At 30.5% G+C, this 12,616-nt stretch carries 11 protein-coding genes; 9 read left to right on the forward strand and 2 right to left on the reverse strand.

Going from position 1 to position 12,616, the window contains the following annotated elements; all coding sequences use genetic code 11:
- Positions 1-42: 42 nt before the first annotated feature.
- Both BCB68_RS05730 and queA read left to right on the forward strand, forming a co-directional pair.
- On the forward strand, positions 43-1,290 hold the full coding sequence (locus tag BCB68_RS05730) for an RNA-guided endonuclease InsQ/TnpB family protein (protein WP_094079904.1): 1,248 nt from the start codon (positions 43-45) through the stop codon (positions 1,288-1,290).
- A 66-nt stretch (positions 1,291-1,356) separates the two neighbouring features.
- On the forward strand, positions 1,357-2,145 hold the full coding sequence (gene queA / locus BCB68_RS05735; protein ID WP_335621981.1) for a tRNA preQ1(34) S-adenosylmethionine ribosyltransferase-isomerase QueA: 789 nt from the start codon (positions 1,357-1,359) through the stop codon (positions 2,143-2,145).
- 198 nt (positions 2,146-2,343) lie between these two features.
- On the opposite strand, the gene BCB68_RS05740 is transcribed toward queA, so the two are convergent.
- Positions 2,344-3,177, reverse strand: a complete 834-nt coding sequence (locus BCB68_RS05740) for a TetR/AcrR family transcriptional regulator (RefSeq protein WP_094079905.1) — start codon at positions 3,175-3,177, stop codon at positions 2,344-2,346.
- Between the two features lie 276 nt (positions 3,178-3,453).
- Between BCB68_RS05740 and BCB68_RS05745 the strand changes: the two genes are divergently transcribed.
- The 3 genes from BCB68_RS05745 to BCB68_RS05755 are packed head-to-tail and all read left to right on the forward strand — an operon-like array spanning position 3,454 to position 5,401.
- Positions 3,454-4,374: a manganese-dependent inorganic pyrophosphatase gene (locus BCB68_RS05745; RefSeq protein WP_094079906.1), complete on the forward strand. Its 921-nt coding sequence runs from the start codon at positions 3,454-3,456 to the stop codon at positions 4,372-4,374.
- Between the two features lie 24 nt (positions 4,375-4,398).
- Positions 4,399-4,746: a hypothetical protein gene (locus tag BCB68_RS05750; RefSeq protein ID WP_094079907.1), complete on the forward strand. Its 348-nt coding sequence runs from the start codon at positions 4,399-4,401 to the stop codon at positions 4,744-4,746.
- A 13-nt stretch (positions 4,747-4,759) separates the two neighbouring features.
- Positions 4,760-5,401: a peptidylprolyl isomerase gene (locus tag BCB68_RS05755; RefSeq protein ID WP_094079908.1), complete on the forward strand. Its 642-nt coding sequence runs from the start codon at positions 4,760-4,762 to the stop codon at positions 5,399-5,401.
- An 82-nt stretch (positions 5,402-5,483) separates the two neighbouring features.
- On the opposite strand, the gene BCB68_RS05760 is transcribed toward BCB68_RS05755, so the two are convergent.
- Entirely contained in the window at positions 5,484-6,233 is a 750-nt protein-coding gene (locus BCB68_RS05760) for a gamma-glutamyl-gamma-aminobutyrate hydrolase family protein (protein WP_094079909.1), read from the reverse strand.
- Positions 6,234-6,495: 262 nt separating this feature from the next.
- Here BCB68_RS05760 and carA point away from each other — a divergent pair, with 262 nt between their 5' ends.
- From carA to BCB68_RS05780, 4 genes are all read left to right on the forward strand, one after another.
- Positions 6,496-7,578 (forward strand): glutamine-hydrolyzing carbamoyl-phosphate synthase small subunit, encoded by a 1,083-nt coding sequence (carA, locus tag BCB68_RS05765; protein WP_094079910.1) that lies wholly within the window; start codon positions 6,496-6,498, stop codon positions 7,576-7,578.
- 130 nt (positions 7,579-7,708) lie between these two features.
- Positions 7,709-10,891 carry a carbamoyl-phosphate synthase large subunit gene (gene carB, locus BCB68_RS05770; protein WP_094079911.1) on the forward strand — a complete coding sequence of 1,061 codons (3,183 nt, stop codon included), beginning with the start codon at positions 7,709-7,711 and terminating at the stop codon, positions 10,889-10,891.
- A gap of 64 nt (positions 10,892-10,955) precedes the next feature.
- Positions 10,956-11,705: a glycosyltransferase family 2 protein gene (locus BCB68_RS05775; protein WP_094079912.1), complete on the forward strand. Its 750-nt coding sequence runs from the start codon at positions 10,956-10,958 to the stop codon at positions 11,703-11,705.
- Positions 11,706-11,733: 28 nt separating this feature from the next.
- Entirely contained in the window at positions 11,734-12,408 is a 675-nt protein-coding gene (locus tag BCB68_RS05780) for an HAD family hydrolase (RefSeq protein WP_094079913.1), read from the forward strand.
- Positions 12,409-12,616 lie beyond the last annotated feature (208 nt).

The following is a 12,616-nucleotide window of genomic DNA, read 5'->3' on the forward strand; positions in this document are numbered from 1 at the left end:
ATGCATGGTATAATATCTCTGATGAAAAGGAGGTGATTATATATGTATTTAACATTAAAACAACAGGTAAAACATCTTAGCAAAAAGGAGTTTAGGAATTTAAAATATTTATCTCATATAGCCAAGAACTTAACTAATGAAGCTATATATAATATTAGACAGTATTATTTTAACAAGAAAAAGTATTTAAGTTATAATGAAAACTATAAAATGCTTAAAAATAGTGAGAACTATAAGAAGTTAAATTCTAATATGGCTCAACAAATTCTAAAAGAAGCAGATGGAAGTTTTAAATCATTTTTTGGGCTTTTAAAACTTGCTAAGAATGGTCAATATGATAATAAAAAAATAAAATTACCTAAATATCTTGCTAAAGATAGTTTTACAACTCTTGTTATAGGTTTTGTTAGATTAAAAGATGGTATGCTGATAGTTCCTTATTCAAATTCATTTAGAAAGACACATAAGGAAATCGCAATAAAACTGCCACCAGTATTAAAAGGCAAGAAGATAAAAGAGATTAGAATAATGCCAAAACAACATTCTAGGTACTTTGAAATTCAATATACTTATGAGGTAGAAGAAGTTCAAAGGGAATTAAATAAAGAAAATGGACTAGGAATAGATTTAGGTATAGATAATCTTTGTACTTGTGTAACTAATAATGGAGCATCATTCCTAATAGATGGTAGAAAATTAAAATCTATTAATCAATACTATAACAAGACAAATGCAAAATTGCAAAGCATAAAAGATAAGCAAAAGATTAAGCGGACAACATTAAGGCAAAAGAGAATAGCTAGAAGGAGAAATAATCGCATAGAAGATTATCTTTCAAAAGCAGCAAGAATAATTATAAATTATTGTCTTAATAATGATATAGGAAAAATAGTTCTGGGATATAACGAGAATTTTCAAAGAAATTCAAATATAGGAAGCATAAATAATCAGAACTTTGTAAATATACCATATGGAAAATTAAGAGATAAATTAATATATCTATGTAAACTATATGGAATAGAATTTAAACTGCAAGAAGAAAGTTATACATCAAAAGCAAGTTTCTTTGATGGAGATGAAATTCCGATATATGATAAAGAAAATCAAAAAGAATATATATTCAGTGGAAAAAGAATAAAAAGAGGACTATATCAAACAAGTAAAGGCTATCAATTAAATGCAGACTGTAATGGAGCATTAAACATATTAAGAAAAAGTAAAGTTGTGGACTTAAGCGTCCTATACAATAGAGGTGAGCTGAACACACCTAAAAGAATAAGGGTAGTGTAAAGCTATCAAACTTCTTAGAAAATTTTTAAATATTCTTAAAGATTTTAGAACCCTGCGACTTTAGTCGTGGGAGGTTCAGTAAAAAGATATGATTTGAAAACTTGGGAAGTCTTGCTAAAACCTGCCAAAAAGTTGAAAATAGGACAGAAAATTGTGTTTAGCGAAGGACTACTGGAAGCTGAATTAATTGAGATTAAAGAAGACGGAAATAGAGTTTTGAAATTTGAATTTGAGGGAAATTTTGAAGAAATATTGGATAAATTGGGAGAGATGCCGTTACCACCTTATATAACTGAAAAACTTTCAGATAAAAATCGTTATCAGACAGTTTATGCAAAACAAGGAGAATCAGTTGCAGCACCAACTGCAGGGCTTCATTTTACAATGGAACTGCTTGAAAAAATAAAGAAAAAAGGAGTCATTTTGACAGAAGTATTTTTGGATGTTGGACTTGGGACTTTTAGACCTGTGCAAGTTGAAGATGTGACAGAGCATAAAATGCACAGTGAAAAATACTGGATTCCTGAAAAAACTGCAAAAATTGTAAACGAAGCTAAAAAAAATGGGAATAGAATTATCGCGGTTGGGACAACTTCGGTGAGAACATTGGAATCTTGTGTAGATGAAAATGGTAAACTTCTTCCAAAAAATGGAGCTACAAATATTTTTATCTATGGAGACTATAAATTTAAAATTGTCGACGCGATGATTACTAATTTTCATTTGCCAAAATCTACACTTGTTATGCTAGTTTCAGCATTTGCTGGAAAAGATTTTGTGTTTTCTGCATATAAGGAGGCGATTAAAGAAAAATACAGATTTTATAGTTTTGGAGATTCAATGTTTATATATTAAAAAACGAGCCGTGTGCTCGTTTTTTTTGTATGAAAGAAGTCTAAATGTAGAGATGGGGCGTCTCTTCTAGACACCTATTTATACCATATAAATGTGGATTTGTCAAATGAATTAAAAGTTTTAAAAGTCAAAATATTTTTTTGTTTTTTTAAGATATTTTAATAAGATTATAAAATTTATATTTTTTATCTATTTTCATTATTTTTTATAAGTATTTTTGAAATAGTTATTCAAAGCGCCATAAACATTTCCTAAATTTTCCATTTTTTCTATTTCTTCCATGTCAGGTTCTTTAAAATCTTCGGTATTATCTTTGTTTTTTTTTGTTTCTTCGATACTTTTTAAATTATCGGAAAAGTTTTGAGAGATGGAAATTTCTTCTGAAAAATTATTCTCATCTTTTAATTTTTTTGTTTCAATTTCAACTTTCGTTTTTTTGATTTCTGGCTTTTCTTTTTTTTCATAAATTTTAAAGGTCTGATCAAAAAAAATAAAAAAATCATTTATTGCATTTTCTTCTTTTTCAGTTTTTAAAAGAAGAATTGTCCCCTCAAAAATCGCAATTAAAATTCTGGCTAAACTTTCGGGAGGAATGTCAGAAAACTTTTCCAAAGAAGAATACTTTAGAGTTGTTATAAAAAAAGAAAATCGCAATTCTATTTTTTGGTAAGATTTAACGAGTTCTTCTCGAATTTGATTATTTATATCAGACAATTCCAGTGACAAATTCCCAAGTGGACTTCCGCCATGAAATCTATTGTTCTTTATATTTTCAAAATATTTTTGAAAAAAATCTCTAAATTTTGAAATTGACAAATCATTTACAATTGTGTTAAAAAAATTTATCAAATTTTCAGTATGATATTTTATTACTTCAAATAAAACTTCTTCCTTTGTTGAAAAAAATTTGTAAAAATAGTCATTTGGAATTTTACATTCCTGAAAAATATCAGTTAATTCGGTATTCAAATACCCTTTATAATAAAATAATTTAGCACTTTGCTGAATTATAATTCTTTTTTTTCTTTTCATAAAAGTTTTCCTTTCTTAAAAAACAACCCTTTAGTGATTATCTTATAATATATTTCAGATCATAAAACAAATTTAACACTAAAAAATTGACTAGCATGCCATTATTAGTATACTAAAAAAATTAATTATTAGCAAGAAAAAAAATTTTATTTATTTTATTAAAATAATTTAAAAAATAAATTTTTAAAAATTCTATTTTAAAAATAAGATAAATAGGTTATAATATAAAAGAATAAAATTAGAAAAATTTATAATAAAAAATTAGGAGGAAAAATAATGTCAATATTAATTTTTGGACATAAAAATCCAGATACGGATACGATTTGTTCGGCATTAGCTTATGCTGAATTAAAAAATAAACTTGGGAAAGATGTAAAACCTGTGAGATTGGGAGAACTTAATGAAGAGACAAAATTTGTTTTGGACTATTTTAAAGTTGGAAAACCTGAACTTGTGACGAATGTCGCTGGGGAAAAAATCATTTTGGTGGACCACAACGAAAGAACTCAAACAGCCGATGGATTTGAAGAAGCAAAAGTTTTGGAATTGATTGACCATCACAGAATTTCTAACTTTAACGTGGACGAACCACTTTATGCGAGAGTTGAGCCAGTTGGATGTACTGCTACAATAATCTTAAAATTATTTAAAGAAGATAATTTAATACCTTCAAAAGAAGTAGCAGGACTTATGTTAAGTGCAATTATTTCTGACACATTGTTATTTAAATCACCAACTTGTACTCCACAAGATACAAATGCAGGGCTTGAGTTAGCGAAAATTGCTGGAGTTAATCCAAACGAATATGGACTTGAAATGTTAAAAGCTGGAACTGCATTAGGTGATAAAACAGAAGCTGAATTACTTACAATGGATATGAAAATTTTTGAAATTGATGGACAAAAAATTGGTGTGGCACAAGTAAATACTGTTAATGAAGCAGAATTGCTGGAAAATAAAAAAGCGTTACTAACAGAAATTAACAATATTATTTCTAAAGAAAACTTGAAATTTTTCATGTTTGTAATTACAAATATTTTGTCAAATGATTCTGTTGCAATTGTTGAGGGGAATGGAGATGCAGTTATTGAAAAAGCGTTTGGACAAAAAGTGGAAGATAACGAAGTTGTTTTAAAAGGGGTAGTTTCTCGTAAAAAACAAATTGTTCCACCTTTGACAAAAGCTATTCAAGATTAAATTTTAAGACAGGGAATAGAAAAAATGGCGATAGTTAAATTAAAAAAAAGAGAAGAGTTGAAGATACTTTTTGCGGTCAGAATGCCTGAAATTGTGTCAGAACTTTATAAAGAAATAAAAAATAAGAAAATAGCTAATTCAAAATTAAAAGAGATTTTGAACATAAAGAAAGACAGAGTTATTAATATTATTGAGTTAGTTGATAGCTTTGAAAATATTTTTTCAGTGCTTGTAATTTATGACAATATTTTAACAGAAAAAGAGCTTTTAAAATATGATTTGGAAATTGAAAGTATTAATTTTAGAATTTTGGATTTAAATTTTAACGGTAAAATTGAGATGGAAAAAATTATTGAGAGCGTTAAAGGTTAAAAAAGGAGGATTTATGAAATTAAGAAAATTGACATTGTTAGTCGGTGCAATGATGTTGTTTGTATTAAATATAATAAATGCAAAAAACATAAAAGTTGGTGAAAAGACAAAAGGAGAAAAAAATTTTGAAAAAATAATGAAAAAATTTGACTTGGAAGCTACAATTCACACAACAAAAGGAGATATTAATGTATTTTTGTATCCTGAAGCAGCTCCTGTAAATGTGGCAAATTTTGTGTTTTTAGCAAAAAAAGGATTTTATGATGGATTGACTTTTCATAGAGTTATTCCAAATGGAATTGTGCAAGGTGGAGATCCAAAAGGAGACGGGACTGGAAGTGCTGGATATAATGTCGACGATGAATTTGTAGATTGGTTAAATTTTAATAATAGTGGGATGTTAGCTATGGCAAATTCAGGAGAAAATACGAATGGGAGTCAATTTTTTATATCATTACAAGGAATGCCATCTCTTAATGGAAAGCATACTGTAATTGGTAGTTTAAAAACAGGTTCTGATCTAGCGATTGCAAAAGTTATAAGACAGGGGGACAAAATTTTGAGCATTGATATAAAAGGGAAAAAAGTTGATGACTTTTTGAGTTATTTTTCTGTAGAAACAGCTGACTGGGAAAGCAAGATGCAAAATAATTAAATATTAAATAAAGTAAACGAAAAAGATTGCCTTAAATTTTTAGCAATCTTTTTTTATATTATTTTTTACATTTCCTTATTTTTTATATCTCATCTTTTTTCTTGCTTTTTACATAATCAATAAATTTTTTAAATATTTTGTGGGCATATTTATCTGCAGCTGACATCATTTCAGGATGCCACTGGATTCCTAAAATAAGATTTTGTGTATTTAAATTTTCAATCGCTTCAATAACTCCGTCGCTACTTTTAGCAATCGGCTTAAATCCAGGTGCTATTTTATTTATAATCTGATGATGAAAGCTGTTTACAAATCCAATTCCACTCTCAAAAATATCGTTTAAAAAACTATTTTTATCAATTGAAATTGAGTGAGTAAAGACATTCCATTTAGCTTTCTGAAAATGTTTAATTGAAATATTTTCTGCATATGATAAATCTTGATGTAGCGTTCCGCCAAATATAACATTTATTAACTGGTGTCCACGGCAAATTCCTAAAATAGGCTTTTTTAATTTTTCTGCAGTTTTTATTAGGATTGTATCAAAGTGGTCTCTATCTGGAAAAATCTCACCAAGCTTTTCCTTGGGCTCTTCTCCATAAATTAGCGGAAACACGTCGTTTCCTCCTGACAAAATAATAGCGTCAACATTTTTTACCATTTCTTCAATAACTTCATCGTCTGTGTTGAATGGCAAGACATATGGAACTCCTCCAGCACGAATAACAGAATCAATGTAGTTTTGATCTAAAGAACTGCGCTTATATCCTGCAAAAAGACCATTTTCAAGATGTGTTGTACTTCCTGAAATACCTATGAGTGGTTTTTTCATATTTTTTTCTCCTCTTTTTATGTTATATATATTAATTTGTAGCTTAATTTTAACATATTTGCAAGTAAAATACAATTTTAGACAAAATTCTACAATAAAAAAATTCTTAATTTTTAAAAAATTCAAAATATTGATAAAACTAAAAAAATATAGTATAATTAATAGATTAAAGAAGTTCAATTTCTGAAAATCGCATAAATAAATTAATAAAAAAATTTTGTGAAAAATAATGTTAAAAAAATTAAAAATATGGAGGTAGATTATGTACTCATTGGATAAACAGCTAGTTTTGGAAGATGGCAGTGTGTATAAAGGGTATGGAATTGGTGCAGATATAGAAATGGCGGGAGAGGTTGTATTTAATACAGCGATGACAGGGTATCAGGAAACGCTTTCAGATCCATCATATAACGGACAAATTATTACATTTACATATCCACTAATCGGAAATTATGGTATAAATAGAGATGATTATGAAACTATTAATCCTAGCATAAAGGGAATAGTTACACGTGAAATATGCAGAAAACCTTCTAATTTTAGAAAAGAATTTACTTTGGATGAAGTGCTAAAAGATTTGAATATTCCAGGAATTTCCGGGATTGATACAAGAAGTCTGACAAAAAAGATTAGAGAGCACGGAACAATAAAAGGAATTATTACAGGGATTGAAAAAGATGCGCAAAAAGTTGCAGAAAGTTTGAGAAAAAATAACTTGCCAACTAATCAAATTGAACAAGTGTCGACAAAAAAGGCATTTTTGTCTTCAGGGCTTGGAAAAAGAGTTGTGCTGATTGATTTGGGGATGAAATCTGGAATTATGAGAGAGCTTAATTTAAGAGGCTGTGACATTATCGTTATGCCGCACGATGCAAGTGCAAAAGAGATTTTAAGGCAAAAACCAGATGGAATAATGCTAAGTAATGGACCTGGGGATCCTGTAGATGTGCCAGAAACAATTAGTACAATAAAAGATTTAATAGGAAAAGTTCCAATTTTTGGAATTTGTATGGGACATCAGCTAATTTCACTAGCTTGTGGGGCAAAAACATATAAGTTGAAATTTGGACATAGAGGGGCTAATCAGCCTGTGAAAAATCTAATTACTGGAAAAGTTGATATTACAGCGCAAAATCACGGCTATGCAGTTGATATTGACTCGCTTAAGGATACAGATTTGGAGCTTACTCACATTGCAGTAAATGACGGGACTTGTGAAGGTGTCAGACACAAGAAGTATTCGGTATTTTCAGTGCAATATCATCCAGAAGCGTCACCTGGACCACACGATCCGAACTACTTGTTTGACCAATTTATTGAAAATATGAAAAAATATAAATATTAAATATGAAAAAGTATATATAATTTTTTAGAAAATATTCTTAAATAAAATGTAACATATTTAAGAGAAACTTTTTTAAATAAAATAAAAATTGAGAATTACTATTTTAAAAAGATTAGGAGTTGTTAAAAAAATGCCAAAACGAAAAGACATAGAAACAATATTAGTAATTGGTTCAGGACCAATAATAATAGGACAAGCTGCGGAATTTGACTATGCGGGAACACAAGCTTGTCTGTCACTTCGGGAAGAAGGGTACAAAGTAATACTTGTAAATTCAAATCCAGCGACTATTATGACAGATAAGGAAATTGCAGACAAAGTATTTATCGAGCCTTTAACTGTAGAATTCGTTTCAAAAATTATTAGAAAGGAAAGACCAGATGCATTGCTTCCCACGCTTGGCGGACAAGTTGGACTAAATCTTGCTGTAGAACTTCACAATTCAGGAGTTCTTTCAGAATGTGGAGTGGAACTTTTAGGGACAAAGCTATCTTCTATTAAACAGGCTGAGGACAGGGAACTTTTTAGAGATTTGATGAATGAGTTAAACGAGCCTGTGCCAGAATCGGACATCATTCACAATCTTGAACAGGCTAGAGAATTTGTTTCAAAAATTGGGTATCCAGTAATTGTCAGACCTGCTTTTACAATGGGTGGAACAGGTGGAGGAATCTGCCATAACGATGCTGAACTTAAAGATATTGTAAGTAATGGGCTTCGTTATTCGCCAGTGACTCAATGTCTTTTGGAAAAATCTATTGCGGGATATAAAGAAATTGAGTATGAAGTTATGCGAGACAGCAATGATACGGCAATTGTAGTCTGCAACATGGAAAATATTGATCCGGTTGGTATTCATACAGGGGATTCAATAGTTGTGGCACCATCGCAGACATTGACAGATAGAGAATATCATATGTTAAGAGATGTTTCATTAAAAATAATAAGAGCATTAAAAATTGAAGGTGGATGTAATGTGCAGTTGGCACTTGATCCAAATTCATTTAAATACTATATAATCGAAGTAAATCCGAGAGTTTCCCGTTCATCAGCTCTAGCTTCCAAAGCTACAGGTTATCCAATCGCAAAAATTGCAGCAAAAATCGCAGTTGGACTTACGCTTGATGAAATTATAAACCCTGTTACAAAAAATTCTTACGCTTGTTTTGAGCCATCACTAGATTATGTCGTAAGTAAAATACCAAGATTTCCATTTGACAAATTTGAGAAAGCTGATAGACATTTGGGGACTCAAATGAAAGCAACTGGAGAAGTTATGGCAATTGGGAGAACTTACGAAGAAAGTTTATTAAAAGCAATTCGTTCGCTTGAATATGGAGTTCATCATCTAGGACTTCCAAACGGAGATGAATTTCAGTTGGAATATATTTTGCGAAGAATTCAAAAAGCTGGAGATGAAAGACTATTTTTCATTGGAGAAGCGCTAAGACGGGGAGTTACACCTGGTAATATTCACGAAATGACAAAAATAGATATGTTTTTCCTTGATAAAATGAAAAATATTATTGATATTGAAGTGGAATTAAAAGCAAATGTTGGAAATCCTGATGTACTTTTATTTGCCAAAAAATTTGGATTTTCGGACAAAGTTATTGCACATCGTTGGAATACGACTGAAGAAGAAGTTTACAAGCTTCGTGAAGAATATAGTATTAAGCCAGTTTTTAAAATGGTAGATACTTGTGCTGCAGAATTTAAGTCAGAAACACCTTATTTTTATTCAAGCTACGAAGATGAAAATGAGAGTATTATTGGAGATAAGAAAAAAATTGTTGTATTGGGATCAGGACCAATTAGAATTGGACAAGGAGTGGAATTTGACTATGCGACAGTTCATGCTGTAAAGGCAATAAAAGAAATTGGATATGAAGCAATTATTGTAAATAATAACCCTGAAACAGTTTCAACTGACTTTTCAATTTCAGATAAACTTTACTTTGAACCGCTTACAGAAGAAGATGTTATGGCAATTATTGAATTAGAACAGCCTGAAGGAGTCGTAGTTCAATTTGGAGGACAGACTGCGATAAATCTTGCTGAAAAATTGGATAAGCACGGAGTAAAAATACTTGGAACTGCACTTGAAGAAATTGATAACGCTGAAAATAGAGATAAATTTGAAGCATTACTTCATAAATTAAACATTCCACAACCGCTTGGAAAAACTGCGTTTGATACAGAAACAGCTGTAAAAAATGCTGCGGAAATTGGTTATCCTGTGTTAGTAAGACCGTCTTATGTACTTGGAGGTCGTGCGATGGAAATCGTTTACAGGGAAGAAGAGTTAAGACATTATATGGAAAATGCTGTAAAAGTGTCGCCTGATCATCCAGTTTTGACAGATAGATATTTAGTTGGAAAAGAAATCGAAGTGGATGCGATTTGTGATGGAGAAACTGTTGTAATTCCTGGAATAATGGAGCATATCGAAAGAGCGGGAGTTCACTCTGGAGATTCAATTGCTGTTTATCCGCCACAAAGTTTGTCACAAGAGCATATTGACACATTAGTTGATTATACAGTTAGACTTGCAAAAGGACTTAATATAGTTGGACTTCTTAATATTCAGTATGTAATCAGTCACGGAGAAGTTTTTGTTCTGGAAGTAAATCCAAGAAGTTCGAGAACTGTGCCATTCTTGAGTAAAATAACAAAAGTTCCGATGGCAAACTTGGCTATGAAAGGAATTTTGGGAGAATCATTGGCTTCTAAGGGTTATAAAACTGGATTGATACCTACTGGAGATAAAGTATATACAAAAGTTCCGGTATTTAGTTTTCAAAAATTAAAAGATGTGGATACAACACTTGGGCCTGAAATGAAATCAACTGGAGAAGTTATGGGAAGTGATGAAAGCCTTGAAAAATCACTTTACAAGGGATTAATTTCTGCGGGAATAAAAGTAAAGGATCAAGGAAGTGTGCTATTTACAATAAGTGGCGTGGCAAAAGAAGAAGCGTATAAACTTGCTCAAAGATTTTCAAATTTGGGATACAATTTGATGGCGACTGAAAAAACAGCTCAGTACTTTAGAGACAGAGGACTTAGAGTAGAAACTGTCGGAAAAATTAATGAAAATAAATACAAACACAATGTGCTTGACGTAATTTACAAAGGTCATGTGGATATGATTATCAATACCGCAGCTAAGAAAAAAAGTGCGACAACTGACGGATTTAAAATTAGACGAGCTGCGAGTGAACAGGAAATTGCGTGTCTAACTTCACTTGACACAGCTGATGCGCTATTAAAGGTGCTGGAATCTATTTCATTTAATGTAGCATCGATATAAAATAAATTTTTTCAAAAAGAAATAATTTGAAAAAGTTTTTAAAAATAAAAAAATTGGAGAAAAGATGGAAAAAGACAAAGTTTCAATTATAATTCCAATGTATAATGCAGAAAAGTTTATCGCAAGAGCAATAGAAAGTGTGTGCTCACAAACTTATCAAAACTGGGAGCTGCTTATAATAAATGATAAATCGAAGGACAAAAGTTTTGAAATTGCGAATGAGTTTGCAAAAAAAGACGACAGAATTAAAATTGTAGATTCAAAAGAAAATGTCGGAGTTGTGAGAGGAAGAAATCAGCTGATAGAAAAGGCAACTGGGAAATATATTGCTTTTCTTGACGCTGATGACTTTTGGCACAAAAAAAAATTGGAAAAGCAGATAAATTTTATGAAAGAAAAGGGTGCCGCTATAAGTTGCACTGAATATACGAGAGTTAGAGAAGACGAAACAAAAATAAACGAAGTTGTCATAAAAGAGAAGATTTCTTACAAAGATATGCTAAAAAATAACTATCTAGGCTGTCTTACGGTGATTTATGACGCACAAAAATTGGGAAAAAGATATTTTAAGCAGAGAGATAAAAATGAAGATTATGTGCTGTGGCTGGAAATTGTAAAAGAAGTAAAAGTAATTTATGGACTTAAAGAAAATCTGGCATTTTACAGAGTTTTGGACAATTCTCGCTCGAGTAATAAATTTAAAACAGCAAAAGTCAGATGGGAAATCTACAGAAATGAAGAAAAATTATCATTTTTTAGTGCGATTTACTATTTCATTCACTATGCTTTTTTTGCGTTAAAAAAAAGTAAATAAATTTTTGAAAATAAAGAAGGAGGAAGAAATGGGGGAAAAATTTTTTGACGAAATTGAATTGTTTTTATTTGATATGGACGGCTTGCTATTCGATACAGAAACAATCTATGTGGAATATGGACATGAAGTGGCTAAAGAAAAAGGTTATACAATAACAAAGGACATTGTGGAAAAAACATCAGGTGTTACAAATGACAAAGCAAGAATATTGTTCAAGGAAGCATTGGGACAAGATTTCCCATATGATGAAATGATGGGTACCGTTAAAAATTATATACTGGAAAAAGCTCTAAAAGGGGAAGTTCCGCTAAAACTTGGTGCGTTGGAATTACTTGAATTTTTGAAGAAGAATAATAAACAGATGATTTTGGCAACTTCATCGGATTTACATTTGGCAGAAGCATTGACGGAAGGAAAGGACGTAAAAAAATATTTTTCTCATTTAATAACTGCGGAAGATGTCGTTCACGGTAAACCTGATCCGGAAGTGTTTTTAATAAGTGCCGAAAAAGCTGGAGCATCTCCTGAAAAAACAGTTGTATTTGAAGATTCGTTCAACGGAATAAGGGCAGCGCACGCAGCTGGAACATTTCCCATTATGGTGCCAGATAAATTGAAACCGACTGATGAAATTTTAAAATTGATTTATAAAAAATTCGACAATTTATTGGAAGTGCTTGATTACTTTAAGGAAAAGCAATAAATTACTAAAAAGTAAATGGAAATTGATTAATAGAAGTTATTTTAGGAAAATTAAGATAACTTCTATTTTTTTATAAAAATTCTTTTTTTAAGAGATTCAAATTAATTGAAAAAAACTAATAAATATAGTAAAATAAATAGTAAAAAGATAAAATTTTAGTAAGGTAGATTTTTTAGTTTTTTACGGTTCAGTTTTTTTAAGGAGTAAG

The organism is Leptotrichia sp. oral taxon 498 (assembly GCF_002240055.1).
Taxonomy (GTDB): Bacteria; Fusobacteriota; Fusobacteriia; order Fusobacteriales; family Leptotrichiaceae; genus Leptotrichia; species Leptotrichia rugosa.